28 protein-coding genes are annotated in these 25,728 nt (G+C 72.4%); 16 read left to right on the top strand and 12 right to left on the bottom strand.

The window, feature by feature from the left end; translation table 11 throughout:
- Positions 1–14: 14 nt before the first annotated feature.
- From HNR19_RS20325 to HNR19_RS20310, 4 genes are all read right to left on the bottom strand, one after another.
- Entirely contained in the window at positions 15–317 is a 303-nt protein-coding gene (locus HNR19_RS20325; RefSeq protein ID WP_179669620.1) for an AzlD domain-containing protein, read from the bottom strand.
- Positions 314–988 (bottom strand): AzlC family ABC transporter permease, encoded by a 675-nt coding sequence (locus tag HNR19_RS20320; RefSeq protein WP_179669619.1) that lies wholly within the window; start codon positions 986–988, stop codon positions 314–316. The genes HNR19_RS20325 and HNR19_RS20320 overlap by 4 nt, the downstream gene beginning before the upstream one ends.
- The gene (locus HNR19_RS23645; protein WP_343047294.1) at positions 985–1,575 is read right to left on the bottom strand and encodes a CGNR zinc finger domain-containing protein; all 591 of its coding nucleotides are present in this window, start codon (positions 1,573–1,575) and stop codon (positions 985–987) included. The genes HNR19_RS20320 and HNR19_RS23645 overlap by 4 nt, the downstream gene beginning before the upstream one ends.
- Before the next feature lie 168 nt (positions 1,576–1,743).
- Positions 1,744–3,144 (bottom strand): hypothetical protein, encoded by a 1,401-nt coding sequence (locus HNR19_RS20310; RefSeq protein WP_179669617.1) that lies wholly within the window; start codon positions 3,142–3,144, stop codon positions 1,744–1,746.
- A gap of 161 nt (positions 3,145–3,305) precedes the next feature.
- On the opposite strand from HNR19_RS20310, the gene HNR19_RS20305 reads away from it, so the two are divergent.
- The 3 genes from HNR19_RS20305 to HNR19_RS20295 all read left to right on the top strand — a co-directional run bounded on the left by HNR19_RS20305 (position 3,306) and on the right by HNR19_RS20295 (position 6,462).
- Positions 3,306–4,163 carry an SDR family NAD(P)-dependent oxidoreductase gene (locus HNR19_RS20305; RefSeq protein ID WP_179669616.1) on the top strand — a complete coding sequence of 286 codons (858 nt, stop codon included), beginning with the start codon at positions 3,306–3,308 and terminating at the stop codon, positions 4,161–4,163.
- A 61-nt stretch (positions 4,164–4,224) separates the two neighbouring features.
- A complete protein-coding gene (locus HNR19_RS20300; protein WP_179669615.1) occupies positions 4,225–4,782 on the top strand; it encodes a cyclodeaminase/cyclohydrolase family protein in 558 nt (185 codons plus the stop codon).
- Complete coding sequence (locus HNR19_RS20295; RefSeq protein WP_179669613.1) at positions 4,783–6,462, top strand: formate--tetrahydrofolate ligase; 1,680 nt, start codon at positions 4,783–4,785, stop codon at positions 6,460–6,462.
- Between the two features lie 21 nt (positions 6,463–6,483).
- Here HNR19_RS20295 and HNR19_RS20290 read toward each other — a convergent pair whose 3' ends face one another.
- Complete coding sequence (locus tag HNR19_RS20290) at positions 6,484–8,037, bottom strand: PucR family transcriptional regulator (RefSeq protein WP_179669611.1); 1,554 nt, start codon at positions 8,035–8,037, stop codon at positions 6,484–6,486.
- A 114-nt stretch (positions 8,038–8,151) separates the two neighbouring features.
- Here HNR19_RS20290 and HNR19_RS20285 point away from each other — a divergent pair, with 114 nt between their 5' ends.
- The 7 genes from HNR19_RS20285 to HNR19_RS20255 all read left to right on the top strand — a co-directional run bounded on the left by HNR19_RS20285 (position 8,152) and on the right by HNR19_RS20255 (position 15,379).
- Positions 8,152–8,772 carry a DUF1989 domain-containing protein gene (locus HNR19_RS20285; protein ID WP_218910332.1) on the top strand — a complete coding sequence of 207 codons (621 nt, stop codon included), beginning with the start codon at positions 8,152–8,154 and terminating at the stop codon, positions 8,770–8,772.
- Positions 8,769–10,151 (top strand): amidase family protein, encoded by a 1,383-nt coding sequence (locus HNR19_RS20280; protein WP_179669607.1) that lies wholly within the window; start codon positions 8,769–8,771, stop codon positions 10,149–10,151. Before HNR19_RS20285 ends, HNR19_RS20280 begins: the two co-directional genes overlap by 4 nt.
- Positions 10,135–11,256 (top strand): oxidoreductase, encoded by a 1,122-nt coding sequence (locus HNR19_RS20275; RefSeq protein ID WP_179669606.1) that lies wholly within the window; start codon positions 10,135–10,137, stop codon positions 11,254–11,256. The genes HNR19_RS20280 and HNR19_RS20275 overlap by 17 nt, the downstream gene beginning before the upstream one ends.
- A gap of 2 nt (positions 11,257–11,258) precedes the next feature.
- On the top strand, positions 11,259–12,134 hold the full coding sequence (locus HNR19_RS20270; protein WP_179669604.1) for a polysaccharide deacetylase family protein: 876 nt from the start codon (positions 11,259–11,261) through the stop codon (positions 12,132–12,134).
- A 212-nt stretch (positions 12,135–12,346) separates the two neighbouring features.
- Positions 12,347–13,789, top strand: coding sequence for a purine-cytosine permease family protein (locus tag HNR19_RS20265; protein WP_179669602.1), 1,443 nt, complete (start codon positions 12,347–12,349; stop codon positions 13,787–13,789).
- An 84-nt stretch (positions 13,790–13,873) separates the two neighbouring features.
- Positions 13,874–14,341 (top strand): VOC family protein, encoded by a 468-nt coding sequence (locus HNR19_RS20260; RefSeq protein ID WP_179669600.1) that lies wholly within the window; start codon positions 13,874–13,876, stop codon positions 14,339–14,341.
- Between the two features lie 120 nt (positions 14,342–14,461).
- Positions 14,462–15,379, top strand: coding sequence for an RNA polymerase sigma-70 factor (locus HNR19_RS20255; protein WP_179669599.1), 918 nt, complete (start codon positions 14,462–14,464; stop codon positions 15,377–15,379).
- Here the strand turns inward: HNR19_RS20255 and HNR19_RS20250 are convergent.
- Positions 15,365–15,748, bottom strand: a complete 384-nt coding sequence (locus tag HNR19_RS20250; protein ID WP_179669597.1) for a DoxX family protein — start codon at positions 15,746–15,748, stop codon at positions 15,365–15,367. The two genes, HNR19_RS20255 and HNR19_RS20250, sit on opposite strands and share 15 nt — an antisense overlap.
- 213 nt (positions 15,749–15,961) lie before the next feature.
- On the opposite strand from HNR19_RS20250, the gene HNR19_RS20245 reads away from it, so the two are divergent.
- Complete coding sequence (locus HNR19_RS20245; protein ID WP_246303557.1) at positions 15,962–16,393, top strand: PaaI family thioesterase; 432 nt, start codon at positions 15,962–15,964, stop codon at positions 16,391–16,393.
- Here HNR19_RS20245 and HNR19_RS20240 read toward each other — a convergent pair.
- Together HNR19_RS20240 and HNR19_RS20235 are read right to left on the bottom strand one after the other, a co-directional pair.
- A complete protein-coding gene (locus HNR19_RS20240; RefSeq protein WP_179669595.1) occupies positions 16,381–17,052 on the bottom strand; it encodes an SDR family NAD(P)-dependent oxidoreductase in 672 nt (223 codons plus the stop codon). The two genes, HNR19_RS20245 and HNR19_RS20240, sit on opposite strands and share 13 nt — an antisense overlap.
- Position 17,053: 1 nt before the next feature.
- Positions 17,054–17,851, bottom strand: coding sequence for an SDR family oxidoreductase (locus HNR19_RS20235; protein WP_179669594.1), 798 nt, complete (start codon positions 17,849–17,851; stop codon positions 17,054–17,056).
- Positions 17,852–17,917: 66 nt separating this feature from the next.
- Between HNR19_RS20235 and HNR19_RS20230 the strand changes: the two genes are divergently transcribed.
- The gene (locus HNR19_RS20230) at positions 17,918–18,391 is read left to right on the top strand and encodes an Rrf2 family transcriptional regulator (protein WP_179669592.1); all 474 of its coding nucleotides are present in this window, start codon (positions 17,918–17,920) and stop codon (positions 18,389–18,391) included.
- Positions 18,388–18,996 carry a hypothetical protein gene (locus tag HNR19_RS20225; protein ID WP_179669590.1) on the top strand — a complete coding sequence of 203 codons (609 nt, stop codon included), beginning with the start codon at positions 18,388–18,390 and terminating at the stop codon, positions 18,994–18,996. Before HNR19_RS20230 ends, HNR19_RS20225 begins: the two co-directional genes overlap by 4 nt.
- Before the next feature lie 10 nt (positions 18,997–19,006).
- Here HNR19_RS20225 and HNR19_RS20220 read toward each other — a convergent pair whose 3' ends face one another.
- Positions 19,007–19,768 (bottom strand): crotonase/enoyl-CoA hydratase family protein, encoded by a 762-nt coding sequence (locus HNR19_RS20220; protein ID WP_179669589.1) that lies wholly within the window; start codon positions 19,766–19,768, stop codon positions 19,007–19,009.
- A gap of 74 nt (positions 19,769–19,842) precedes the next feature.
- The gene (locus HNR19_RS20215; protein WP_179670408.1) at positions 19,843–21,183 is read right to left on the bottom strand and encodes an NAD-dependent malic enzyme; all 1,341 of its coding nucleotides are present in this window, start codon (positions 21,181–21,183) and stop codon (positions 19,843–19,845) included.
- A gap of 152 nt (positions 21,184–21,335) precedes the next feature.
- On the opposite strand from HNR19_RS20215, the gene HNR19_RS20210 reads away from it, so the two are divergent.
- A complete protein-coding gene (locus HNR19_RS20210) occupies positions 21,336–21,965 on the top strand; it encodes a TetR/AcrR family transcriptional regulator (protein ID WP_179669587.1) in 630 nt (209 codons plus the stop codon).
- A gap of 18 nt (positions 21,966–21,983) precedes the next feature.
- Here the strand turns inward: HNR19_RS20210 and HNR19_RS20205 are convergent, their stop codons facing one another.
- A complete protein-coding gene (locus HNR19_RS20205) occupies positions 21,984–22,427 on the bottom strand; it encodes an Rrf2 family transcriptional regulator (protein ID WP_179669586.1) in 444 nt (147 codons plus the stop codon).
- A 99-nt stretch (positions 22,428–22,526) separates the two neighbouring features.
- On the opposite strand from HNR19_RS20205, the gene HNR19_RS20200 reads away from it, so the two are divergent.
- Together HNR19_RS20200 and HNR19_RS20195 are read left to right on the top strand one after the other, a co-directional pair.
- Positions 22,527–23,282, top strand: coding sequence for an NIPSNAP family protein (locus tag HNR19_RS20200; RefSeq protein ID WP_179669585.1), 756 nt, complete (start codon positions 22,527–22,529; stop codon positions 23,280–23,282).
- A complete protein-coding gene (locus tag HNR19_RS20195; protein WP_179669584.1) occupies positions 23,279–23,776 on the top strand; it encodes a hypothetical protein in 498 nt (165 codons plus the stop codon). The genes HNR19_RS20200 and HNR19_RS20195 overlap by 4 nt, the downstream gene beginning before the upstream one ends.
- Before the next feature lie 57 nt (positions 23,777–23,833).
- Here the strand turns inward: HNR19_RS20195 and HNR19_RS20190 are convergent, their stop codons facing one another.
- A complete protein-coding gene (locus HNR19_RS20190) occupies positions 23,834–25,717 on the bottom strand; it encodes an AMP-dependent synthetase/ligase (protein WP_179669583.1) in 1,884 nt (627 codons plus the stop codon).
- Between the last annotated feature and the right edge of the window lie 11 nt (positions 25,718–25,728).

Raw genomic sequence — 25,728 nt, 5'->3', positions numbered from 1 at the left:
CTCCCGACGCGACGTCAGAGCAGGCGGACCGCGGCCGCTGCCGCCGCACCGACGAGCACGGCGACCAGCATCGGTGCCCGGGCCGCCCAGGCCAGGCCGGCTACGCCGACGCCGAGCACCTGCGCGCCGTCGAGCTCGTGCCAGCCCGGTCCGGCGAGCTCGACGACGATCAGGCCGGCCAGCAGGACCGGTGCCATGAGCGCGACGACGCGGCGGGCTGTGGAAGGCAGGCGCCGGTCGCCGAGCGCGAGCGGGCCGGTCGCCTTCAGCAGCGAGTTGGCGGCGGAGACGGCCAGGATGGAGAGCCAGAGCCTCATGCCGGCTCCTCGTCCGCTGCGGCGAGCAGCCCGACGAGGGCGCCTGCTGTCGCAGCCAACAGCGCGTAGCCGGGCTCGGTCACCAGCAGGAGCCCGCCGGAGATGCAGCCCCCGCAGACGGCGGCGACCGCCGCTCGACCCGACGTGATCTCCTCGAGCACGAGCAGCAGGAAGAACGCCGGGAAGACGACGTCGAGGCCGAGCGTCTGCATCAACGCGGGGTCGGGGCGGAGAAGCAGCCCGACGAGCGTGCCCAGCAGCCAGCACGACCACTGCGGCACTGTGGCCCCGAAGAGCCGGGCGATGTCGAACCGACCGCCGCCCCGGTGCGCCACGACGAACGACGCGTCGACCAGCGCCTGCGCCTGGAGCGCCCGCCGGCCGCGACCGCCCTCGAGGCTGTCGTTGAGCGCGATCCCCATGACCAGGTAGCGCGCGTTGATCAGCACCGCCGATGCGACGGCGGCTGCGGCGCTCCCGGTGTGCAGCGTCGTGAGCAGCGAGAACTGTGCCGAGCCCGAGAACCCGAACGCCGAGAACGCCAGGGGCGCCGCGAATCCCCAGCCTGCAGCGGCCGCGGCCGCCCCGAAGGTCACCCCGAGGGCGAGGGTCGCGGCCGCGGGACCGACCGCGTTGCGGGCGCCCTCGGTGAAGCCTGCGCGGACGCTCACCGCGGCTCCGTCGTACGGCGGGCGTAGTGACGCTGGGCCCGGGTGCGGTTGCCGCAGTCGGCTGAGCTGCACCACACCCGGGAGGCGTTCTTCGTGCGGTCGAGGAAGAGCCACCCGCAGTCATTCGCACGGCACTGCCGCAGACGGTGTGCGTCTTCGCGCTCGAGCAGCTGCCAAGCGGCGAGCGCGAGCTGGTCGGGCAGGCTCGCCGCCGCGAGCTCGAGCGGCATCACCGACGTCACCTCGGCCCGGCCGAGCCCGCCGAGCAGCAGGCGCCGCAGACGCGCAACGTCGGCGCCGTCCGGGTCGGCGCCGAGGGCCAGGGGATGAACGACCCGGTAGATGCGCTCGCGTAGTCGGCGCACCTCGACCGCGGTCTCGTCGGCCACCCGGGACCGGATCTCGAGCCCGACGAACTCCGCCCAACGCGCCAAGGCAGCGCCGTCGGGCAACCGGTCGACGGTCCGGTCCGGGTCGAGTCGCCACGACACGGTGTTGACGAGGTCGAGGGCGAGATGCCCACCGATCGCCTCGGCCCAGCCGCCGTCGTCGTACCGGAGGACCGGCCTCCGCTGCTGCGCCTTCACCCTGCGAACCTAACATGCTAAACAACTTACGCATGTTAGAAACCGAGGAGGTGGGGTCGCACGTCCTAAGACGTAGCCAACCGCCGTCAGGTTGGCCACCAACCAGAACCCGTCGGTCCGAGATGCGGGGCTCCCGGACCGAACACCGCTCCTCGCGGGCCGGAGGGATCAGTAGTTGATGTTGTCCTCGGTGATCCGACGCGCCTGCGCGGCGTACGTCTCGTTGGCGGTCTCGTCGGAGAGGCCGATGTCGGCCGCCGCGGCCTGAAGACTGCCGGCGGCGCCCTCCAGCTCGGTCGCCGTCTCCGCCAGCAAGGAGGCGACGCCGCTCTGGAGGGCGGAGTACGACGACCAGGGTCCCGTCTCCGAGAGGCCGATGCCCGCCGGCCGCGTCCACGAGTAGGCCTGGCCGTCGAGCTCGGACCGACACGCGTTGATGTCGCCGATGATCGTCGGGATCCAGAGCTCGGTGATCTTGGCGATCGCCGTCGGGTCGACGAGGACGGTCTGCGCGGACTCCAGGACCGACGTACCGCCGTGGTCGATGATCTCGGGGCGGGCGATGTTGAACGGCCCGGCCGCGGCCGCCAAGGACAGGTCCCCGTGCGCCGCCTCGAACAGGTCCACGAGCTGCTGCTCCTCGGCCCGGATCCGGGTATTGATCTCGGCCAGTCCGTTCACGATGTTGGTGAGGACCTCCTTGGGGTGGCCCGCGCCGAGGGGGATCGGCTGAGGCGGTGCCGGGGGCTTGACCAGGGCGCCCAGCAGGTCCTTGACCGCTCCGGCCCCGACGTTGCCGAGCGAGGTGGCGACGACGGTCGCCGCGGCGATCGCCGCTCCGCCGGAGGCGACCGCGGCGATGCCGCCACACACCGCGCCGACGACGATCAAACCGATCGTGATGCCCGTGATGTCGACGCCACCCGATCGCGGCCCGGACGCCTTCATCGCCTTCTCGGCGTCGAGGGCGACCTGCGCGATCTGCTCGCGCGTGCGCTGGAACAGCTCCTGCTCGCCGGCCACCCCGAACGCGAGCACCATCGTCATCGAGTGCAGGTTGTCGAGCACCGGTCGCAGCCGGGAGACGTAGTTCTCGTTGAACGCCTCCGCGTAGAGCCCGTTGAGCTCGGCGGTGCGCGTGCTGAGGTTCGTGATGTCCGCGTCGAGGCGCACGTTGGCGCCGTTCGACTTGCCCGAGCCGGCGTCGTTGGTGGCCGTCACCCGGATCTCCTCCGCTCCCCTGAGCACGGAAGACAGGTCCCACCGCAGCGGGTCGGACTCGGCCATGTCCTCCCAGTTGCTGAACGCGTCGTCGATCGCCCGCGGCCAGTAGTCGAAGACCTCGGCCTGCAGGTGCGCGTACTCGGACTCGTCGGGAACGATGTCGCTGCGCTGCCCCATGACCATCTCGATCGCGACCGAGCCGTCCTTGACGACCACGTTCCAGTACACCCCGTCGTACTCGCCGCCGCTCGCGCCGAGCTCCTTGAACACGCCGTCGCCGTGGTGCGTGAACCCGCGGTGCTCCATGTCGGCGACGATCGCGGCCTCGGCGATGCTGGCCTTCATGCCGCTTCCGATCAGCGGCCCTCCCGATGGTGGCACGTGCTCTCTCCTCAGGTCTGGTGGACTGCACGCTCGTACCCGCCGCCCCGCGGCGGCAAACGACCCGCCCGGACCCGCCCGGCGTGCGAGTTGCACCGGCTGACGCCGGGGTAGAACATGTTCTCGTGATCGCCGGCCGCCACGTCCTCGTCACGGGTGCGGGCGAGCGGTCGCTGGGCTTCGCCACGGCCCGGCTGCTGGTGGACCGCGGCGCGGAGGTCACCGTCACCACCCGCTCCGGCGCGTCCGAGGTCGCCGAGCGGCTGGGACCGGGCGTCGTGGGACACGACCTCGATCTCGCCGATCGCGGATCGGTCGACGCGTTCGCGCGGTGGTACGCCGCCGAGCGCGGCCGGCTCGACGTGCTCGTCAACAACGCCGGGGTGCATCTGGACCTGCGGTCGACATGGCGGGAGCCGCAGCTGGTCGACGGCCACGAGATCCACTGGCGGGTGAACTACCTCGGCACCTGGCACCTGACGTCTCGGCTGCTGCCGCTGCTCGAGGAGGCCGACGACGCGCGCGTGGTCAACGTCGTGTCGAAGCTGCACAGGCGGGGGAGCAACGCCGCGCTCTTCGACGGCGTGCGGCCCTACGACTCGTGGGCGGCCTACGGCACGTCGAAGCTCGCGCTGGTCCACCATGCGTCAGAGCTCGGCCGGCGCCACCCCGGCGTCACGGGCTATGCCCTGCACCCGGGCGAGGTCTACACCCGGATCGCCGATCGCGGCCTGGAGACGAGTCCGGCCCTGGCCCGCCTGCGCAAGGTGCTGGCGCCGGTCGAGCGGCGGGTCCTGAGGTCGCCCGAGGACGGCGCGGCCACGACCGTCTACTGCGTCACCGCGCCGGGGCTCGCCGCGGGCTACTACCGCGACTCCGCCCCGGCCGACCCGTCGCCGGACGCGCGCGACGAGCAGGTGGCCGCCCGGCTGTGGGACGAGACCGCCGCCTGGCTCGGGACGGAGCAACCGGAGCGGCCCTGACGGAGGCGGCTCCGCCTCCGGTTTCCGGTCGCATCCGGCCGCTGCGGCGTACGGTGTGCTGATGGCGCGTGACAACGACGTCGACGCCGGGACGGTCCCCGACTTCCTGCACCGTCTGTCTGCCCGTACGCCGACTCCGGCGGGCGGTGCGGTGGCGGCGCTGTGCACGGCCCAGGCCGCGGCCCTGGTGGCGATGGTGGCGCGCTACTGCGAGGCCGCCGAGGTCGTCGAGCGGGCCGAGCAGCTGGTCGCCAGCGCCCATGAGCTGGTGGTCGAGGACCAGCGGGCGTTCGGCGCGGTGGCCGCGGCGTGGTCAGCGCCCCGCGAGGCGGGCACCGACGACGAGCGGCGCGCGGCGATCGACGCAGCACTGCTGGGGGCATCGGAGCCGCAGGCGCAGGTGGTCGAGGCGGCCGTCGAGGTGCTGGTCCTGATCGACCAGCTGCGACCCGCGGCGAAGGGAGGGCTCCTCTCCGACCTGGTCGCGGCCGGCGAGGTGGCCAGAGCGGGATCCGCGATCGCGCGGATGAATGTGGAGTCCAATGTGCGCACGCTGCCCGACTCCGAGAGCCGTTCCCGGCTCCTGCGTCGGATGGGCGTCGCGAAGGGGAGGGTCTGAATGCTGTCCGACATCGAGATCGCGAATGCCGCCGAGCTGCTTCCGATCACCCAGGTCGCCCAGGAGGAGCTGGGGATCGACCCGGTCCACCTGGTGCCCTACGGCCACCACAAGGCGAAGGTCGACCTGGGCTACCTGCACTCGCTCGACAGCCGGCCGCTCGGCAGGCTGATCCTGATGACGGCGATGTCGCCGACCCCGGCGGGTGAGGGAAAGACGACCACGACCGTCGGGCTGGCCGACGCGCTGCGCGGACTCGGGCTCCGCTCGATGGCGTGCCTGCGCGAGCCGTCGATGGGACCAGTCTTCGGCATGAAGGGCGGCGCTGCGGGCGGCGGCTGGGCGCAGGTCGTGCCGATGACCGACATCAACCTCCACTTCACGGGGGACTTCGCCGCCATCGCGGCCGCCAACAACCTGCTGGCAGCGCTGATCGACAATCACGTCCAGCACGGCAACGCCCTCGGGATCGACGTCAGGTCGGTGGACTGGAAGCGGGTGCTGGACCTCAACGACCGGGCGCTGCGTGACGTCGTGGTCGGCCTCGGCGGCGTGCCGAACGGCTATCCCCGCGAGGAGGGCTTCGACATCGTCGTGGCGTCGGAGCTGATGGCGATCTTCTGCCTGACCGAGTCCTGGGCCGACCTCAAGCGCCGGATCGGCGACATCGTCGTCGGCTACACACGGGACAAGCGGCCGGTGACGGCGCGCGAGCTCGGCGCCGACGGCGCGATGGCGGTGCTGCTGCGCGACGCATTGGCGCCCAACCTGGTGCAGACGCTCGAGCACACGCCCGCGTTCGTGCACGGCGGGCCGTTCGCCAACATCGCGCACGGCTGCAGCTCCGTCGTCGCCACTCGCGCGGCGCTGCGGCTCGCCGAGTACGTCGTGACCGAGGCCGGCTTCGGCGCCGACCTGGGCGCGGAGAAGTTCGTCGACATCAAGTGCCGCAAGTCCGGGCTCCGGCCCGACGCGGCGGTCGTGGTCGCCACGGTCCGCGCCCTGAAGTACCACGGCGGCGTCGACGTACCCGATCTCGGCCGGGAGGACCTGGGTGCCGTGGAGCGGGGCATGGAGAACCTCGCACGGCACCTGCGCAACGTGCGCGAGGTCTACGGGATCCCCTGCGTGGTCGCGCTCAACCGCTTCCCGACCGACACCGACGCCGAGGTCGCGCGGGTCGTCGAGCTGGTCGACGACCTGGGCGTCCGCGCCTACCCGGCGACGCACTTCGCGGACGGCGGTGCCGGCGCCACCGACCTCGCCAAGGGCCTGCTGGACCTGCTCGAGACCGACGGGCCGGAGCGGTTCGCGTTCACCTATCCCGACGCGCTGCCGCTCCGGGAGAAGGCGGAGACCATCGCCCACCGGCTGTATGGCGCCACGTCCGTGACGTGGGACGGCAAGGCCGGGCGCCGGATCGACCGCCTCCAGGCCGAGGGGTACGGCGACCTGCCGGTGTGCATCGCGAAGACCCAGTACTCGTTCTCCACCGACGCGACGCTCCGGGGCGCGCCCACCGGGCACGACCTGCACGTGCGCGAGGTGCGGCTCTCGGCGGGCGCCGGCTTCGTCGTCCTCGTCTGCGGCGACGTGATGACGATGCCCGGTCTGCCGGTGACGCCGGCGGCGTCGCGGATCGACCTGCTCGACGACGGGACGATCGTCGGCCTGTCCTGACGCGGGCTCCGCCGGGCGGCGTCACCCGAACGAGTCGGCCTCGAGCGCCAGGAAGAGGTCGACCCGGCCGGCGGTCGTGCGTACGTCGCGGCGGGTCAGCTCGGCGAGCCGGGCGAGCCGGTTGCGCAGGGTGTTGACGTGGATGTGCAGGCGCTCGGCGGTGGCGGCGTAGTGGCCGTCGAGCTCGAGGAACGCCCGCAGCGTGGCCTCGAGGTCCCCGCCGCGGTCGTTGCGGCGGAGCTCGCCCAGGACGCCGCGTGAGAAGCGGGCGAGCGCGTCGCGGTCGAGCATGCCCAGCAGCAGCCGGTGGCTGTCGAGGTCGCGGAACTCCTGGACGACGGGCCCGTCCGGCTGCGCCTGCATCGCGCGGCACGTCTCCCGCGCTTGGGTGAGGATCACGCCCAGCCCTGCCGACGTGGGGCTGACCCCGCCGACCGCGACGAGGACGCGGCCGTCGCCACGGGACCGGTGGACCCCGCGCTGGAGCTCCTCCGCGATCGCGCGCAGCGACAGCCCACCGGCCTGCGGCCACGCCACGAACGCGATCGTCTCCAACGAGCCGCCGACGACCAGCGCGGCGAGGCCCTGGTCGAGCAGGAGGTCCGCGACCGTGTCCGCGTCGTGCGACAACCGGCCCGGAGCAGCCGTCGGCCCGGCGACCGCCAGCACCGCGACCGGCCCGGTCGGGTCGACCCCGAACGCGCGCAGCCGCTCGGCGACGTCAGCCTCGCGGCTCGGGCCGGCCTGCACCATGTCGAGCACCTCGGCGGCGAAGCGCTGCTCGATCGCGTGCACGGCCTGCTGCTTGGCGACCTCGAGGCTGAGGTAGGTGCCGGCCTGCTCGAGGGCGGTCACCTCGTCGGGCCGCAGCTCGCCGTACGCGCGCAGGCAGAAGAGGGCGGCCTCGACGTCCCCGACCGCCGCGACGAGGAAGACGGAGGACGTCTGGCCGTCGAGGTCGACCTCCAGCGGAGGTGGGTGGCGGGTGAGGGCACGGGTCGCATCCCTCAGCTGCGCCGGCGAGAGGTCGGCACCGGCGGCGGCCAGCTGGCGGCCGGTCCGGTCGACGACGACCATCGGCAGGTCGTGCTCGCGCCGTACGACCTGGAGGATCCCGGCGGCACCGGCGCCGCGGGAGATCGCCGAAGCGAGGGCGCCGGTCCGCCGCACCGTGCCGGAGAGCTCGCTCAGCCGTGACTCGGCGAGCAGGGTCGCCGCTGCGCGGGTGACGGCCGTGAAGGGAACCTCGATGGAGATCTCGGCGAGCGGTAGGCCCACGCGCCGGCACGCCGCGATCAGCGCGGGCGGGGTGGCCGGAGTCTCCCTGCGCAGCCCGAAGACGATGCCAGCGGCGTCCGCGCCGCGCACCGCGTCGACGAAGGCCGCCGGCTCGGCCTCGTCGAGCCAGACGCCGTTGGTGAGGACGAGCTCGCCGGGACGGACGTACGGCGCGGGATCGGCCAGCTCGGTGTTGTGCAGCCAGAGGAGCTCGCGGTCGACGCCGTCACCCTCCCCGGGCACGAGCAGCGTGAGCTCGAGCTCCGGCTGCTCGAGCAGGCGGCGCAGGGACAGCATGGCTGTGATTATCCACCGTCTGGCGGGCGATGTCTGTCGACATCTCCAATGACGGCTTGTCGGGCGGGCTGGTGTCGTAGGCGACTCACCCGACGTCACCGGAAGGGGCCTGTCTTGACCGTCGTCACCCTCGCCGCGCGCACCGGCCGGTCGGTCCGGCTCGATGCGGGCGGCGCCGTCACCATCGTCAACCTGTTCGGCCAGCAGGTGGTCGACACCTGGGCGATCGACGTCGCCGATCCATCGATCGTGCTGTCGATGGCCCACACGCGGATGGCCAACGGGAGGCTGGCGGTCGGTGCGGGGGACACCCTGGTCGGCTCGGACCGCGAGCCGATGCTCGTCGTGGAGTCGGACACGACCGGTGGCCGCCACGACACCCTGATCCCCGCCTGCGACGCCGCGCGGTACCGCCAGCTCGGCGCGTCCGGCCACCACGCCAGCTGCGCCGCCAACTTCACCGAGACGGTGCGCGCGCTCGCGCTCCCGCTGCCCAGCCAGGTGCCCCAGCCGCTCAACCTGTTCATGAACGTCCCGGTCGGCCCCGACGGGACGCTCGGCATCGAGCCGCCGGTGAGCCGCCCGGGCGATCGCGTCACGCTCCGCGCCGTACGGCCGCTCGTGCTGGTCCTCTCGGCGTGCCCCCAGGACCTCGCCCCCACCAACGGGTCGCACCACGAGCCCCGCGACGTCGAGCTGCACCTGCTGCCGGCGCTCGACGAGGCGTTGCCGTGATCGCGAGCCTCGTGGCGCGCTTCGCTCGCGGGGAGGACACGCCCGCGGGCGTCGTCGAGGGCGTTCTCGACGGCTACCGCGAGGAGGACCGCTTCTTCACCCACCTCGCGTCCGACCACGCTCGCGAGCTCGCCGCGACGTCCACCGCGCGCTGGCGGTCGGGCAATCCCGCGGGCGGCCTGGAGGGGCTGCCGATCGCGGTCAAGGACTGCATCGACGTCGCCGGCATGCCCACCACCAACGGCTCGGTCGTGGACGCGTCGCCCACGGCGGCGAGCCGCGACGCCGACGTCGTCCGGGCACTCCGCGCCCGGGGTGCGATCCCCGTCGGCAAGACCAACCTCAGCGAGCTCGCGTTCTCGGGCGTGGGCACGAACCCGCACCACGGCACGCCGGTGAACCCGCGCTCGACCCACACACCGCTCGTCACCGGCGGCTCGTCGTCCGGCTCGGCCGCCGCCGTGGCGTCCGGCCAGGTGCCGCTCGCGCTGGGCACCGACACCTCCGGCTCGGTGCGGGTCCCGGCGGCGTTCTGCGGCGTGGTCGGCTACAAGGCGTCGGAGCGCCGCTTCCGCCGGGACGGCGTACGGACGCTCTCGCCGACGCTCGACACCCTCGGCCTCCTCGCCCCGACGGCGGCCGACCTCGCCTTCGTGATCGCCGCACTGGACGGCGGACGCGTGGCACCCGATGCCGGGTCGGGCGGCCCGGTGCGTCTGGTCGTGCCGGAGGGCGACGAGGTCGTGGCGGACGCGGACCCGCAGGTGGCCGACTGGTTCGACCGGGCGGTGCGGGAGCTGACCGAGCTCGACCGCGTCCGGATCGAGCGGCGGCCGCTCCCCGTGCTGTCCGAGGCGCAGGCGCTGATGGACGGTTTCGGCACCATCGTCGCCGCCGAGGCGTTCGCCCGCTACGGCCGGCTCCTCGAGGGGCCCGCCGCAGCCCTCCTCGACCCAGCGGTCGTACGTCGGCTCCGGGGCGCGTCTGCCGTCCGCGAGACCGTCGGTCCCGTGCGGTCGCGGATGGGCGAGCTGCGCGAGCGGGTCCGCGTCGAGCTCGCCGGCGCTCTCCTGCTGTGCCCGACCGTCCGCCACGCCCCGCCCCCGATCGCCGAGGTCACGGCGTCGGACGAGGCCTTCGACCGGTGGAACGCCCGCATCCTGCGCACGACGGTGCTGCTCAGCTATCTCGGCATGCCTGGCGTCAGCGTCCCGCGCGGGACCGGCCGCCAGCTCGGCCTCGGTCTCCTCGTCTCCGCCCCTGTCGGCCACGATCACGCGGCCGTCCGGGCGGCCCAGCTGCTCGACGACGTTCGCGAGCTGTCCGAAGCACCTCCGAGAGAACAGATAGGAAGTCCCGCCCATGTCCGAAGCTCCTGACCGTCACCCTGCCCTCCAGCCCCGCTCTCTGGGTCCGCTGGATCTCGCGAACCGGCTGGTGGTCGCGCCGATGACCCGGGTCTCGGCGACGCCCGAGGGCGTGCCCACCTCCCTGATGGCCGACTACTACGCGGAGTTCGCGTCCGGTGGCTTTGGGCTCGTCATCACCGAGGGCATCTATCCCGACGCCGCCTACAGCCAGGGATACCTCAACCAGCCCGGCCTGGTCACCGACGAGCACGTCGCCGGGTGGCGAGCCGTCACCGATCGCGTCCACGGCGAGGGCGCCCGCATCGTCGCGCAGCTCATGCACGCCGGCGCCCTCTCCCAGGGAAACCCGCACCGCGCGGAGACCCTCGCACCGTCGGCCGTGAAGCCACTCGGCACGATGATGCCGGCGTACGGCGGCAGCGGGCCGTGGCCGGTGCCGCGAGAGGCCGACCGCGACGACATCGCCGAGGTCGTCGACGGCTTCGTCGCTGCGGCGCGCAACGCCGTGGCCGCCGGCTTCGACGGCGTCGAGGTGCACGCGGCCAACGGCTACCTGCTCGACCAGTTCGTCACCGAGTACACCAACCTCCGCACCGACGAGTACGGCGGATCGACGGCCAACCGGATCCGGCTGGCAGCGGAGGTCGTCGAGCGGATCGCGGCCGAGGTGCCCGACGGCTTCGTCGTCGGCGTGCGCGTGTCGCAGACGAAGGTCAACGACGTCGTCTACCGCTGGTCCGGCGGGGCCGAGGACGTCGTGGAGATCGCCCAGGCGCTCGCGAAGGCCGGCGCCGACTACATCCACGTCGCCAGCGAGGGTCGCTCCTGGTTCGAGACCGCACAGCTCGCCGACGGCTCGACGGTCACCGGGCTGGCCCGCGAGGTGTCCGGCCTGCCGGTGATCGCCAACGGCGGCATGCACGACCGTGAGCAGGCGGCGCGCGTGCTCGGCGAGGGACACGCCGACCTGCTCGCGATCGGCCACGTCGCGCTCGCGAACCCCGACCTGCCCCGACGGCTGGCGGCCGGGGACGAGCTGGCCGAGTTCGACCCGGCGATGCTGCGGCCCGATGTCACAATCGCGTCGAGCATCCGGTGGCGACAGGCGGGGTGAGCATGGACGTGGACAGCGACGCGTGGCGCAGGGGAGCGGCGGCGGTGGCGACACTGACGTTCGACGTCGACGCCGAGACCCCCGTCCTCGCGTCGAGTGGCCGCTACGCGCGTCACCTCACGACGATGTCGCACCAGGCCTACGGCCCCGACGTCGGCGTACCTCGGATCCTCGACCTGCTCGACCGGCTCGAGGTTCCGGCGACGTTCTTCCTGCCCGGCTGGGTCGCGGAGCGGCGCCCGCACCTGGCGGCGAGCATCGTCGACCGCGGCCACGAGGTCGCCCACCACTCCTACAGCCACCGGTCCGCGACGGAGATGACGCCGGACGCGCAGCGGCAGGACTTCGAGCGCGGGCTCGCCGTCTTCGAGGAGCAGGGGATCGACGTGGTCGGCCACCGCGCCGCCCTCTGGCACACCACCACCACCACGATGGAGCTGCTCGCCGAGCACCGGATGGCCTACGACTCCTCGATGATGGGCGACGACCGGCCCTACCTCCTCCAGCTCGACGGCGCCTCCGTCGTCGAGCTGCCCGTGCACTGGTCACTCGACGACTGGGAGCAGTACGCCTTCCTGCCGGAGCCGCACGTGGGCAGCATCATCGAGGCGCCGTCGAAGGTCTTCGACATGTGGCGCGACGAGCTCGACGCGATGACCGAGCACGGCTGCCTGTTCAACCTGTGCCTCCACCCGTTTCTCTCCGCGCGCCCCGGTCGCCTCGCGGTCGTCCGGCGCCTGGTCGAGTGGGCACGCGAACGCGGCGACATCACGTTCGAGCGGTGCAGGGACGTCGCCGCTCGGGTCGCCGAAGTCGGCGGCGTGCGCGAGGTGCGGGTCGGCGAGACCGAGATCGACCCCGAGACCTATCCGGACTAGGAAGGGCCGAGCGCCGCGGAGCCGCGGCTCCGGCAACGACGACGCCCGGCGGGGAGACCCCGCCGGGCGCTTGCGATTTTGCCGGGGCTGGCGCCGACGGCCGACGGATGAGAACCTCCACCTGTCCCCGCATCATCCTGTGTGAATCTCCACTGACGACGCGCTTCTGCCGGTGGTTCAGTGGCGGCCATCACACCAGGAGGACCACCACCATGACCACTTCGTCAGCACCGCCGCACGACACCGACGCCGTCCCGTTCGACGCCCACGGCATCGAGCCCATCCCCGCCGAGTCGCGCGACTCGACGCCGGCCGAGCAGTTCTGGATCTGGTTCGGCGCCAACCTGGCGCCGGTCAACTGGGTCCTGGGCGCGCTGGGCATCGTCCTCGGGCTCAGCCTGCTCGAGACGATCCTCGTAGTGGCGATCGGCAACGTCGTCGGCTGCGCGCTCTTCGGCCTCTTCAACGTCATCGGCCACCGAACGGCGGTCAACCAGATGGTGCTCGGCCGCGCCCCGTTCGGGCGACGGGGCAGCATCGTGCCCGGCCTCATCCAGGGCCTGCTCACGATGGGCTGGGTCGGCGTCAACACCTGGGTCGTCCTCGACCTGGCCCTGGGCGTCCTCGCGGAGCTCGGCATCGAGGGCGGCACGGTCCTGAAGTACGTCGTCGCCGCCGTCATCATGCTCACCCAGCTGGGCCTCGCGCTCTACGGGTTCTACGCCATCCGGACGTTCGAGAAGTACACCGTGCCCGCCACGGCGGTCGTCATGATCGTGATGACCGTGGTCGCCCTCTCGCAGGTGAGCATCGACTGGACCACCGGGCAGGCCACCACGACCGCCGACAAGGTCACCGCCATCACCCAGCTGGTCACGGCCATCGGCGTCGGCTGGGGCATCTCGTGGATCCCCTACTCGGCGGACTACAGCCGGTTCGTGCGCCGCGACGCCACGGACAAGTCGGTGTTCTGGGCCTCGGCCGCCGGCATGTACGTCCCGACCGTGTGGCTGGCGGTGCTCGGAGCCTGCCTGGCCAGCGCGGGCAACGGCGGCGACCCGGCCGAGCTGGTGATCGCGACGTTCGGCGTCATGGCCATCCCGGTCCTGCTCCTGATCATGCACGGGCCGGTGGCCACCAACATCCTCAACCTCTACTCCTGCTCGCTGGCGGCCCTCTCGGTCGGCGTCCGTGCCGCACGCTGGAAGGTCACCCTCGTCGCCGGCGTCGTGGCGTCCGTCGTGCTCGTCGTCTTCGTCAGCGCCGACAGCTTCGCCCAGGCCTTCGACCACTGGATGCTGTCGATCCTGGTCTGGATCAGCCCGTGGGCCGCAGTCGTGCTGGTCGACTTCTTCGTGGTCCGCCGCGGGCGCCTCGACGTCGCGGACCTCTACCGTGACGGCGCGGACTCGCCGTACGGCGCGGTGAACAAGGTCGGGATGATCAGCCTCGCGCTCGGCATCGTCGCCGGCTGGGCGTGGCAGTACGGCCTGGTCCCGGTCATGCAGGGCCCGCTCGCCCGACTCATGAACAACACGGACCTGTCGTGGCTCTCGGGCGGTCTCGTCGCCGGGCTCCTCTACCTGGTCCTGTCGCGCCGGCAGGCGCTCGCCCGCAACGCGCTCCCGGCCGTCGTGCCCGAGGCGGTTCGATAGCGGATCCCGCCGCGCAACCAACATCGGGCGACGGTCGGTCGGATGCGGCCGGCCGTCGCCCATGGAAAGGACACGATGTACTCCATGAGCGAATCGAACGCCCCCCGACAGCTGCGCCTGATCATCGAGGCCGCCGACTTCGACGAGGCGGTGCGGTTCTACCGCGACGTGCTCGGCATGCCGGAGCAGCCGGCGTTCGCCGGCGGAGGCGACGACCGGGTGTCCATCCTCCACGCAGGGATCGCGACGATCGAGATCGCGACGACCCAGCACGTCCGCGCCATCGACGAGATCGAAGGCGCCCCGCACGACCCCTCCTCGAAGATGCGCATCGCCCTCGAGGTCGCGGACACACGCGTCGCGGTGCAGGAGGCGCAGGCAGCCGGGATGGAGCTCGTGTCGGAGCCGGTCGAGACGCCCTTCCGGAGCCTCAACGCGCGGATCCAGGGCCCGGCGGGATGGCAGGTCACGTTCTTCCAGGAGCTCGAGACGCTGGAGCAGCGGACCCAACGCGAGGGGTTCGCCACCGACGACCGCCGCGACGACAGTTAGACCCGCCGTGTGGTCACCTCGGCGACGAGGAGGTCAGCCGCCTCCGGTGCACCGAAGGCCTGGGACCCAGCAGCGACCGCGGTGGCTCGCGGGTGTGTCTCCGGTCGTCAGGGAGCTGGGATGAACCGCGCCGGGGAATTCGAGGAGCTCAGGCCTCTCCTGTACTCCTTGGCTTACCGGCTCCTCAGCAGCGTCGCCGAGGCCGAGGACGTGGTCCAGGAGGCGTGGCTGCGGTATGCCGCCGTGCCCGAGAGGCCGCGCTCGCCCAAGGCCTACCTGTCCGCAGTCGTGACGAGGATGGCGATCGACGTCCTGCGGTCGGCGCGCGTGAGGCGCGAGCAATACGTCGGCGACTGGCTGCCCGAGCCGTTGCTCACCGATCCCTACGAGGACCCGGCGCGGTCGGCGGAGCTCGCGGACTCGGTGTCGATGGCGGCGCTCCTCCTGCTCGAGCGGCTCTCGCCGCTCGAGCGGGCGGTGTTCGTCCTGCGCGACGTGTTCGCCTACGACTTCTCGGAGGTCGCCGCCGCGGTCGACAGGACCGAGGCCGCGTGCCGCCAGCTCCTGGTCCGGGCTCGTCGGCACATGGAGGCCGCTCGCCCGCGGTTCGAGGCGGACAGCCGCGATCACGAGGAGCTCGCGGCCCGGTTCTTCGACGCGCTGCGCTGCGGAGACGTCGACGGCCTCAAGGACCTGCTGGCGGCGGACGTGCAGCTCGTCGGCGACGCAGGTGGCAAGGCGCCTGCGCTGGCGCGGACGATCGTCGGCGCCGAGCAGGTCGCCCGCCTCCTCGCCTCCACGTTCCCGAGACTCGACCGGGTCGGTGCGCGTCTCGACCTGTGCGCCGTCAACGGCCAACCCGGCGCGCTGCTCCGCGACCGAGAGGACAGGGTCGCGTACGCGCTGGTCCTCGACGTGCGCGACGGCGAGGTGCAGACGATCAGGTCCGTCGGCAACCCCGACAAGCTCGGACACCTGGGCCCGGTGGCCGACGCGTGGGCGCTGCAGCGAGACTTCCACCGGTCAGGCCGTGAATGACTCGGGCCCGAACCGGCCGATCGCGATGAAGAGGGCCAGCGCGACGTAGGCCAGGTTCACCGCGACCAGCTTGAGCTGGCCGAGGCGCCCGTGCGTGATCATCGCGCCCACCATCAGCGCGATCCAGCACACCGCGGTCACGGGCACCATGACCGGCGCCACGTCGGTCACGGCCGGGAGGATCAGTCCGATCGCCGCCAACAGCTCGAGCACGCCGAGGGTCTTCACGAACGCGCGGCTGGCCGTCCGGGTCCACGCCGCCCCTTCGTGGTGCTCGAGCTTCTCCTTGGGGATGAAGGTCTTCGTGAACCCGCCGGTGAGGGCGACGAGCGCCAGAAGTCCGGCAGCGATCCAGAGTGCGATGTCCATACGGCTTCCTCCTAGAGGACGTGCGATTGCAGTTCGCGGGTCGCTCGGCCCGCTCGTCCTCTGAGACGAGACAGCGGGTGCCCCAGTGACCTCGGCCGGCCGCGCGCTCCCATGACACGCGTCACCCGATCGCCGGGCCGTCGCACGCAAGTCGTACGCCGACCGCGGCCACCCCGCGCTCGACCCGGAGCTGGGAGACGGCATCATGACGCCATGGCTGACGAGTCTCGCGACTGGATGTCCGCGCCCGCACCCGACGTGGCGGGAGGTGCGTCGGGGGCCTTCGTCGAGCACCTCGGCCTGCGCCTGGTGAGCGTCACTGGGGACGAGGTCCACGGGACCTGGACGGCGCGGCCGCACCTGCACCAGCCCTACGGGATCGTGCACGGCGGGGTGCACTGCAGCGTCGTCGAGACATTGGCGAGCGTCGCCGCGGCGACCTGGCTCGGCGACCGCGGCAAGGTCGTCGGGGTCAACAACAGCACGGACTTCTTCCGCGCTGTCACCGAGGGCGAGATGACCTCGCGGGCGACGCCGGTCCATCGTGGTCGCCTGCAGCAGGTGTGGGTCGTGGAGACGCGCGACGTCGCCGACCGGCTCGTCGCGCGCGGCCAGGTGCGCATCCAGAACATCTACCCGGACTGAGGTTCCACCCCGTCCGTGTGAAGGACCTCCGCCTGCCACTGCGCACGGGGCTGACGGTGAAGTGTCCAGTAGTGCTCGGCGATGACGTCGGGGTCGAACGGGGTGCCCGGGGCGACCGGCCCGTCGACGGTCACGCTCGCGACGTGAACCCCGGCGGCGCCGTACTCCAGGTGGAGCAGGTCGACGAGGGTCCGCACGCCGGCCTTCCCGAGTGACAGGCTGACGTACTCCCGCTTGGGCTCGGGCATCCCCCCGGTGACGATGAACGACCCGCTGCCGCGACGTGCCATGGCGGGGACGACGTGGGCAGCGGCGGTCAGCGCGCCGAGGACGTTGACCGACCACGCGTCCAGGTGGGCGCGGGTGGACAGCTGGCCCGCGGTGTCGGCCTGGATGATCGCCGCGTTGTAGACCACCACGTCGGGCACGCCGAGCTCGGCCACGGCCGTGTCCAGCGCCGATCGGAGCGCCGACTCGTCGGCGCAGTCGGCGACGAGCGGCGTCACGGCCACGCCGAGCGGACGGACAGCCCGCGCGACGCCCTCGACCGTCGCCGCGGTTCTGGAGACGAGCGCGATCGACATGCCTTCGCGGGCGAACCGACGCGCGACGGACCGGCCGATCCCCGGCCCGGCTCCGACCACCACAGCACCCGGCATGTCAGCGGATCTCGTCGACGGCGTCCGCGGCGCGCCCGGCCGGTCCACCGGTCGCGGCCTGCTCCGCGAGCCAGGCATCGAAGGAGGTCGGCGTGATGACAGCGTCCGACGACGGCAGCAGGGCGTCTCCGGCCATCTCGGCGTCGAAGATCCCGGTGTGCCACGTCGGCACCAGCGCGACCGACCGCCCGCGGACAGCGTGCGTGCGTCGTGCCATGTCGACCAGGTCGTGCGGGTCCGGGCCGGCGACGTCCGGGTGGCGCCCCTGCGGGGCGGAGGTGGCGACGGTCGCCAGCACCTCTGCCACGTCGTACGGCGCCACGGGCTGGATGAGCAGGGGCGGGAGGTACGCCGTGCCGTCGACCTCGGTCCACGACGCGACCATCTCGGCGAAGTCGTGGAACTGGGTGGCCGGCACGATCGTGAACGGGATGTCGCCCTCGATGACGGCGGTCTCCTGTGCCCGCTTCCCCTCGTAGTGCGCGTTGCCGCGCACCTTCCAGAGGCCGGCGATCGACAGCACCACGTGGTGCTTGACGCCCGCGGCCGTCCCGGCCGCGAGGAGCTGCCGCGTCGTGCCGGAGAAGAAGTCGACGGTCTCGGCGCTGTCGGTGGCGGTCGAGTTGGTCACGTCGACCAGCGCATCGACGCCCTCCAGGGCGGATGCCAGGCCGGTGCCGGTCCGCGCGTCGATCCCATGGCTGCGGCTGATCGGGACGACCGTGTGCTCACGGCGCTCCAGCGCCTGCTGCACCAGGCTCCCGATGCGTCCCGTGACTCCGACTACTGCTACGCGCATCCTGCTCACTCCTGTATTGTGGATGTAACGGATCCATAATAACCACATCGCAGAGGGGCCGAGATCGTGAAGCTGCCGGAGACCACCGAATGGGCGCTGCACTGCGTCACGGCCCTGGCGCAGGTGCCCGACGAGGCGGTCAGCCGCGTCCAGCTCGCGGAGCACTTCGCGCTCCCGGCGCCGTACCTCTCGAAGCAGCTGGCCCTCCTCGTCCGGGGCGGCGTGCTGTCCGCCACGACCGGACCGCGCGGCGGCTTCCGGCTCGCCCGCCCGGCCTCGGACATCACCCTGCTCGACGTGGTGGAGGCGGTCGACGGGTCGCGCGATCCCTACGTCTGCCGCGAGATCAGGCAGCAGGGGCGCGGTGCCGCGCCTCCGGGGGAGTGCAAGGACAGGTGCATCCTCGCCCAGAAGATGCGGGACGCGCACGACGCGTGGCGGGAGAGCCTGCAGGGGGTGACGGTCGCCAGCCTCGTGGACACCCTTGCCGCGAGCACGGTGGCCCGCACGCGGGCTTCGCTGTCCCGGGCCGAGTCGTGACGCGGACCGAAGCGCGGGCGGCCGACGCCGCCCTCGCGCGGGGGGCGGGTCCGGTCGCCGTCCGGCCCGGTCGGCTCGTCGTGACCGTCGGCGTGGTCACCGCACTGTGGTGCCTCGGGTTCGCCGCGTTCAACGTCTGGTTCGAGGCCACCGACCGGTTCTCGACCGGCGAGTACGCCGACGCGGAGGACGCGCTCTCGGTGATGAACTGGGTGGTCACGGTCCTCAAGCTCGTCGGCGCCGGAGCGGCCCTGCTCTCCATCCGGCGACGACCCGTCGCTCCGCGGTCCGTCGGGGTGGTGCTGTGGGGAGCGTTCGCGACCGTGACGGTGTACGTCGTCGGCAGCATCGCCTTCGTCGTCGCCATCCTGGCCGGTGTCGCGGGCGACGTCGACACCCTCGACGGTCGCTCGATCGCCTACGTGGCGGCGTTCCTGCTCGCCGCCGCCGGCTTCGGCATCCTCGCCGCCTCCTTCCAGCGCCGGGCCCGGCCCGGCGCGCGCACCGTGCTCCTGGGGATCTGTGGTGCGCCGGTGGTGCTCGGAGGGGTGCTCGTCGTCGGCCCGGCGATCCTCGAGGCGGCGGGTCTCATGTCGGCCCGGTGAGGGCCGCTCCTCAGAACTCGCCGTGCCGCCCGGCCCCGCCCGCGAAGCGGCCGGCACCGGCGATCGCCTCCAGCAGCGACCGCCCGCCGTGCACCCACTCGACATCGAGCGCGCGGTCGATGGGCAGGCCGTGCTGCTCGTACGACGACAGCCGGTCCTGCTGCATGCAGGTCTGCGGGAAGGAGGCGATCTCCTCGGCCAGGGCGATCGCCTCGGTGCGAGCGGCGCCCGGCGCGCTGACCCGGTTGGCCAGGCCCATCCGAGCGGCCTCGTCGGCGCCGACGGGGCGACCGGTGAGGATCATGTCGAGCGCCTGCGACTGGCCGATGAGCCGCGGCAGCCGGATCGTGCCGCCGTCGATCAGCGGCACACCCCACCGACGGCAGAAGACACCGAACACCGCGTCGGGGTCGGCGACGCGCAGGTCGCACCACAGCGCCAGCTCGAGGCCGCCGGCGACGGCGTGACCCTCGACCGCGGCGATCACCGGCTTCGAGAGCAGCAGTCGCGACGGGCCCATCGGGGCCGGACCGTCGGTCCCGGGCGGGTCGGCCTTCATCGTGCCGGAGCTGACGGCCTTGAGGTCGGCGCCGGCGCAGAACGTGCCGCCGCCACCGGTGAGGACGGCGACGCTCGCGTCCGGGTCGGCGTCGAAGGCGAGGAAGGCGTCGTAGAGCGCCTGCGCGTGCTCGGTGTCGACGGCGTTGCGCACCTCGGGACGGTTGATCGTGACGACCGTGACCGCGCCGACCTGCTCGACGTCGATGCTCATGCGGGGATCCTCGGCATGCCGAGGACCCTACGAGCAGACCGCACCGACCGCCACGGACCGGGGCGCCCGGCGCGTCAGCTGCCGGCGATCGCGGCCGCCACCGCGTGGTGCACGTCGGCGTGGAAGACGGTCGGCACGATGTAGCTCGCGTTGAGCTCCTCGTCGGTGACCACTCGGGCGAGGGCGTCGGCCGCGCGCAGCATCCGCTCGACGGTGACGTCGGTGGCCCGGGCGTCGAGCAGGCCCCGGAAGACGCCGGGGAAGACGAGCACGTTGTTGAGCTGGTTGGGGTAGTCGGAGCGCCCGGATGCCACGACGGCGGCGTACTTCGCGGCCTGCACGGGGTCGACCTCGGGGTCGGGGTTGGCCATCGCGAAGACGATCGGGTCGGGCGCCATGTCGCGGATCCACTCCGCGTCGAGCACGCCGGCGGCGGAGACGCCGATGAAGACGTCGGCGCCGCGGAGCCCGTCGTGCAGCGAGCCGGAGACCTTGTTGGGGTTGGTGCGCGCAGCGAGCGCCTCGTGGGCCGGCGGCAGCCCGGGCGTCCCGGCGACGAGGCAGCCGTTGCGCTCGGCGACGATGATGTCCTGCACGCCGGCCGCCTCCAGCAGACTGACGATGGCAGTGCCCGCCGCGCCGCCCCCGCAGACGACGACCCGGATGTCGGCGAACGCCTTGCCCACGACCCGCAATGCGTTGGTGAGGCCGGCGACGACGGCGATCGCCGTACCGTGCTGGTCGTCGTGGAAGACCGGGATGTCGAGCCGCTGGCGCAGCCGCGCCTCGACCTCGAAGCAGCGCGGCGCGGAGATGTCCTCGAGGTTGATGCCGCCGAAGCCCGGTGCGATCAGCTCGATGGTGCGCACGATCTCGTCGACGTCCTGGGTGTCGAGGCAGATCGGCCACGCGTCGACGTCGCCGAACCGCTTGAACAGAGCGGCCTTGCCCTCCATCACGGGGAGCGCCGCGCCGGGCCCGATGTTGCCGAGCCCGAGCACGGCCGAGCCGTCGGTCACGACCGCGACCGTGTTGCCCTTGATGGTCAGGCGCCGCACGTCCTCGGGCTTGTCCGCCAGCGCGCTCGAGACGCGGCCGACGCCGGGCGTGTAGGCGATGGACAGGTCGAGGCGGGTCTTGAGCGGCACCTTCGAGCTGATCTCGATCTTGCCGCCCAGGTGGGCGAGGAACGTGCGGTCGCTGACCTTGTGCACCTCGACGCCGTCGATCGCCTCGACCGCCGCGACGATCTCGAGCGCGTGGTCGGCGTCCGCTGCGGAGCAGGTGACGTCGACGACGAGACGGTCGTGCCGTGAGTCGGCGACGTCGATGCCGGTCACGACACCCCCGGCGTCGGCGATCACGGTCGCCACCTCACCCACCACCGCGTGGTCGGGCGCGGTCCACAACCGCATCGTTATCGAGTTGGAGCCGGAGGTCGCGAGCTTGGTCACCCCACGAGTTTGCGGGAGGTCATCGGTTACTTGGAAGTACGCGAGCGCCGCCGGTCCCGCGCCGGTCCCGTGCCCCGGTACGGCGCGGCTCGCCTTGCTGGCACAATGCCAACATGACCTCGTCCGGTGCGACCTCCGCCTCGTGGCGGCGGCTCGAGCCCGACGTACGGCGGGAGCAGATCCTCGAGTGCGCCGTGCGGCTGTTCGGCGAGAAGCCGTACGCCGAGGTGTCGACCGTCGAGCTCGCGCGGGAGGCCGGCGTCGCGCGCGGCCTGGTCAACCACTACTTCGGCACCAAGCGGGAGCTCTACCTCGAGGTCGTCCGGCGGATGGTGATGCTCCCGTTCACCGACGACGTCAGCGCGATGCACGGCCCGCTCCGCAAGCGGGTCGCCTACAGCGTGACCTGGTTCCTCGACAACGTCAGCGCCCACGGTGCCACTTTCGTCGCCGTCACCGGTGCGGGCGGGCTCGGCAACGACCCGGAGGTCGAGCAGATCCTCAACAAGGCCGACGACATCGCGGCCGGCAAGGTGCTGGAGGCGATGGGCTTCTCCGCCGACCTCGACAACGAGCGCGAGCGCGCCGTGCTGCGGGCGTACGGCGGGATGGCGCGCGCCGCGATCCGCGAGTGGATCCACCGCGACACCATGTCGAGGGACGACGTGCACCTGCTGCTGAGCAGCGCCCTGCTCTCGATCGTCGAGGACGTGCTGCCGACGCTGTCGTCTCAGCACGCCTGACCGCCAGGGCGGCGCCGACTACGACGAGGCGGCGGGCGCGACGGTCTGCTCGAGCACGTCGGCGACGGTCCGGCGGCCCAGCTCGCGGTCGATCGCTGACTGAACGGCCGCGTAGACCTCGTCCAGGACCGGGGCGATGCCGGCGCCGACCGGGCACTCCTGGTTCGGCAGGTGCGGGTGCAGCGCGAACGGACCGCTCTCCCCGAGTGCCGCGGACACCTCCTGGAGCGTGATCGCGTCAGCGGGGCGCGTGAGGGACCAGCCGCCCCCGGGGCCCTTGCCGGCGACCTCGACCAGCCCGGCGCGGCGCAGGGGCGCGAGGTCGCGCCGGACCTGCACCGGATGACTGGCCAGGCTCGCGGCGATCTCCGCCGACGTGAGCCTCGGCCGGCCGCGGCGCGCGGCCAGCTCCAGCCAGCACAGCGCGTGCACTGCGTTGGTGAGGCGGCTGGTGGCGCTCATGGAGCGATTCTCCCATCCCGTTGCGCGGAACGGTTGCCGAGCGGAGGGCCCGGGCCTAGTGTGTAACAAATCATGTTACCTTTCGAGCAGGAGCGCGCGATGCCTGGTGGGACCGACCGACCGCGGTTCTCGACCGCCCCCGTCGCGGAGCTGCGCCAGTACACGCTCCATCCCGGCGCGCGCGACACGCTCGTCGACGTGTTCGAGGACCACTTCGTCGACGGCCAGGAGCGCTACGGGATGGCCATCGGCAGCATCTGCCTGGACGAGGCGGACCCCGACCGCTTCGTCTGGATGCGCGGCTTCACCGACCTCGAGCACCGCACCCGCGCGCTGGAGGGGTTCTACTCCGGACCGGAGTGGACGACCCACGGCGGCGTGGCCAACGGCACGATGATCGACAGCGACGACGTGCTGCTGCTCCGGCCGACCGAGCCGCCGCATCCGCCCGCCGAGCCGGCACGCGACGCCGGCACGGGTGCATCGGCACGCCTCCACCTGGAGGTCTACACCTACGCGCCGGACGAGGCGCTCGACTCCTACCTGAGCACCGAGTTCCACCGCGACGTGGAGTCCGTCCTCGACGTACCCGTCGCCGCGTGGCGCTCGCACCCCGGCCCGAACGGGTTCCCGCGGCTCCCGGTGCGCGACGACCACGCCTTCGTGTGGGCCGCCACGTTCCACGACGCCGACCACCGACGCGGCGCCGTACGCCGCCTCCACGACTCCGACCTCCGTCGCGACCTGCTCCGGCGCGCGCCGTGGATCGGGGTCCAGGAGCTCAGCCTGACGCCGACCCGCCTCTCCCGACACCCCCAGCCCCAGCGACGCCTCGCCGACCAGGAGACGACATGACCCTCAGCGCCCAAGCCCTGCCGGGGCTCGAGAAGAAGACCGACGGGTTCGACTTCCTCGTCGGTGAGTGGACGGTCGCCAACCGGCGTCTCCGGCAGCCGCTCGCCGGCGCCACCGAGTGGTACGAGTCGAGCGCGACGGCGCGGGCCACCACCCTGCACAACGGCGCGATCAGCATCGACGAGATGTGGTATCCCGAGGAGGGTTTCGCCGGCTCCTCCGTCCGCGTCTTCACCCCGGCCGACGGCCTCTGGACCATCTACTGGGTCAACAGCCGGACGGGCCACCTGCAGCCGCCCGTCTCGGGCCGCTGGTCCGAGGACGGAGCCGAGTTCGTCGCCACCGGTCCCGACGAGTTCGAGGGGCGGGCGATCCTCGCGCGCTACATGTGGCACTCGATCACCCCGACGTCGGCGACCTGGGAGCAGGCCTTCTCGCTCGACGACGGCGGGACCTGGGAGACCAACTGGGTCATGGAGTGGACGCGGCAGTGATCCCCCGGGCCGGACGAGCCTGACGACACCCCCGCCGCCAGGCCCGCCCGGGGTCGGTCAGCCCGCGTAGAGGCGGTCCAGCACGTCGGCGTACTTGGTGTGCACGACGCGGCGCTTGAGCTTCAGCGTGGGGGTCAGCTCCTCCGACTCGGCCGTCCACTCGACCGGGAGCAGCTCCCACGCCTTGACCTGCTCGGGCCGGGACAGCCGCTCGTTGGCGGCGTCGACCGCCTGCTGCGCCATCTGCAGGATCGCCGGGTGCTGGGCGAGCTCCGCCAGGTCGGCGCCCTCGATGCCGAGCTTCTGTCCCACCAGCGGCGCGATCTCGGCGTCGAGCGTCATCACCGCGACGACGTAGGGCCGGGACTCGCCGAAGACGAGCGCGTGGCCCACGATCGGGCTCTCCTTCAGGTAGTTCTCGATGTTGGAGGGCGCGATGTTCTTGCCGGAGGAGGTGATGATCATCTCCTTCTTGCGGTCGACCACCTTCAGGAAGCCGTCGTCGTCCATCTCGCCGATGTCGCCGGTGTGCACCCAGCCCTCGTCGTCGATGAGCTGGCGGGTCGCGTCCTCCTGCTTGTAGTAGCCCTGCGAGACGACCGGGCCGCGGGCGAGGATCTCGCCGTCGTCGCCGAGCCGCACCTCGATGCCGGGCAGCGCCCGGCCGACGGTGCCGAGGCGGAACTGGCCGGGTCCGCACGCGGTGACGGCGGCGCACGTCTCGGTCATGCCGTAGACGTCGTAGATCCGCATGCCGAGCCCGGCGAAGAACCGCGCGACCTCGAGCGGCATCGGTGCGGCAGCGGACGCGGCCCACTCGCACCGGTCGAGTCCGAGGAGCGCGCGCAGGAAGCCGAGCAGTCCCTGGTCCACCGCCTCGTACTGCGCCTGCAGCGCGGGGGACGGCGTGCCGCCGTACTGCTGCGCCTCGACGTAGGCGAGGCCGACGGCGAGCGCCTGCTCGACCTGCGCCTTCTTCTCCGGGTCGGTCTCCGCCGCGAGCTTCGCGGAGACGCCGGTCTTGATCTTCTCCCAGACCCGGGGCACGCCGAAGAAGCGCGTCGGCCGCACCTCGCCGAGGGCGCCGAGCAGGTGCGCGGGGTCGGCGATCAGGTGCACGTGGGCGCCGTGGATCTGCGGGATGTACATGCCGAGGGTGCGCTCGGCGATGTGCGCGAACGGCAGGTAGGAGATGAACTCGTTGTGCTGCTCGGGTGCGGCGACGTGGAGCGAGCAGATGCATTCGTAGAGCACCGCGTCGTGGGCGAGCACGACGCCCTTGGGGTTACCGGTCGTGCCGGACGTGTAGAGGATCGTCAGCGGGTCGTGCGGTGCGATCGCGTCGATCCGCTCCTGGAGCTCGGACTCGTGCTCGGCGCGCCAGGCCCGGCCGGCCGCGCGGAAGTCGTCCCAGGAGACGAACCGGTCGTCGCCCGCGGGCGCGGTCGCGTCGACGAGCACGACGGCCGTGATCGAGGTCGACTCGTCCAGGGCCCGCTGCCAGCGCGCGAGGTGGTCGTCGTTCTCGAGCACCACGACCGCGGGCTCGGCGTGGCCGGCGACGTAGCCGACCTGCTCCGGGGAGAGCGTGTTGTAGACCGACATCGACACGGCGCCGGCGTGCATGGCGCCGAGGTCGGCGACCACGTGCTCGATGCGGTTGCCGCCCATGATCGCCACCCGGTCGCCCTTGGCGACGCCGGCCCGGATCATTGCGCCCGCGACGTCGAGCGCCTGGTCGCGCGCCTCGCGCCAGGAGACCGTGCGCCAGCCCGGCGCGTAGCCCGCGGACAGGTCGACCCCGACCTTGTCCGACCACGCAGGCGCGTCGCCCTCGGTCTCGACGGTCCGGGCGAACGCCTTCGGCAGGGTCAGGCCGGCGATCTCCTCCTGGATGCGGGTGCGCGTCTCCATCGCGCCTGGATCGACTTCGGTGCTCATCGTGGTCCTCT

The sequence above is a fragment of the Nocardioides thalensis genome (assembly GCF_013410655.1).
GTDB classification, from domain to species: domain Bacteria; phylum Actinomycetota; class Actinomycetes; order Propionibacteriales; family Nocardioidaceae; genus Nocardioides; species Nocardioides thalensis.
The sequence above is the reverse complement of the archived record's forward strand: the minus strand, read 5'-3'. Positions and strand labels throughout refer to the sequence as shown.

Bases quoted from the DNA above. Each gene is read 5' to 3' on its own strand.
- HNR19_RS20215 (WP_179670408.1), bottom strand. From the start codon at position 21,183: ATGCGGTTGTGGACCGCGCCCGACCACGCGGTGGTGGGTGAGGTGGCG.
- HNR19_RS20255 (WP_179669599.1), top strand. From the start codon at position 14,462: ATGAACCGCGCCGGGGAATTCGAGGAGCTCAGGCCTCTCCTGTACTCC.
- HNR19_RS20250 (WP_179669597.1), bottom strand. From the start codon at position 15,748: ATGGACATCGCACTCTGGATCGCTGCCGGACTTCTGGCGCTCGTCGCC.
- HNR19_RS20205 (WP_179669586.1), bottom strand. From the start codon at position 22,427: ATGAGCGCCACCAGCCGCCTCACCAACGCAGTGCACGCGCTGTGCTGG.
- HNR19_RS20190 (WP_179669583.1), bottom strand. From the start codon at position 25,717: ATGAGCACCGAAGTCGATCCAGGCGCGATGGAGACGCGCACCCGCATC.
- HNR19_RS20220 (WP_179669589.1), bottom strand. From the start codon at position 19,768: ATGAGCATCGACGTCGAGCAGGTCGGCGCGGTCACGGTCGTCACGATC.
- HNR19_RS20270 (WP_179669604.1), top strand. From the start codon at position 11,259: ATGGACGTGGACAGCGACGCGTGGCGCAGGGGAGCGGCGGCGGTGGCG.
- HNR19_RS20240 (WP_179669595.1), bottom strand. From the start codon at position 17,052: ATGCCGGGTGCTGTGGTGGTCGGAGCCGGGCCGGGGATCGGCCGGTCC.
- HNR19_RS20235 (WP_179669594.1), bottom strand. From the start codon at position 17,851: ATGCGCGTAGCAGTAGTCGGAGTCACGGGACGCATCGGGAGCCTGGTG.
- HNR19_RS20290 (WP_179669611.1), bottom strand. From the start codon at position 8,037: ATGCTGTCCCTGCGCCGCCTGCTCGAGCAGCCGGAGCTCGAGCTCACG.
- HNR19_RS20210 (WP_179669587.1), top strand. From the start codon at position 21,336: ATGACCTCGTCCGGTGCGACCTCCGCCTCGTGGCGGCGGCTCGAGCCC.
- HNR19_RS20195 (WP_179669584.1), top strand. From the start codon at position 23,279: ATGACCCTCAGCGCCCAAGCCCTGCCGGGGCTCGAGAAGAAGACCGAC.
- HNR19_RS20275 (WP_179669606.1), top strand. From the start codon at position 10,135: ATGTCCGAAGCTCCTGACCGTCACCCTGCCCTCCAGCCCCGCTCTCTG.
- HNR19_RS20265 (WP_179669602.1), top strand. From the start codon at position 12,347: ATGACCACTTCGTCAGCACCGCCGCACGACACCGACGCCGTCCCGTTC.
- HNR19_RS20300 (WP_179669615.1), top strand. From the start codon at position 4,225: ATGGCGCGTGACAACGACGTCGACGCCGGGACGGTCCCCGACTTCCTG.
- HNR19_RS20310 (WP_179669617.1), bottom strand. From the start codon at position 3,144: ATGAAGGCCAGCATCGCCGAGGCCGCGATCGTCGCCGACATGGAGCAC.
- HNR19_RS20260 (WP_179669600.1), top strand. From the start codon at position 13,874: ATGAGCGAATCGAACGCCCCCCGACAGCTGCGCCTGATCATCGAGGCC.
- HNR19_RS20245 (WP_246303557.1), top strand. From the start codon at position 15,962: ATGGCTGACGAGTCTCGCGACTGGATGTCCGCGCCCGCACCCGACGTG.
- HNR19_RS20200 (WP_179669585.1), top strand. From the start codon at position 22,527: ATGCCTGGTGGGACCGACCGACCGCGGTTCTCGACCGCCCCCGTCGCG.
- HNR19_RS20325 (WP_179669620.1), bottom strand. From the start codon at position 317: ATGAGGCTCTGGCTCTCCATCCTGGCCGTCTCCGCCGCCAACTCGCTG.
- HNR19_RS20295 (WP_179669613.1), top strand. From the start codon at position 4,783: ATGCTGTCCGACATCGAGATCGCGAATGCCGCCGAGCTGCTTCCGATC.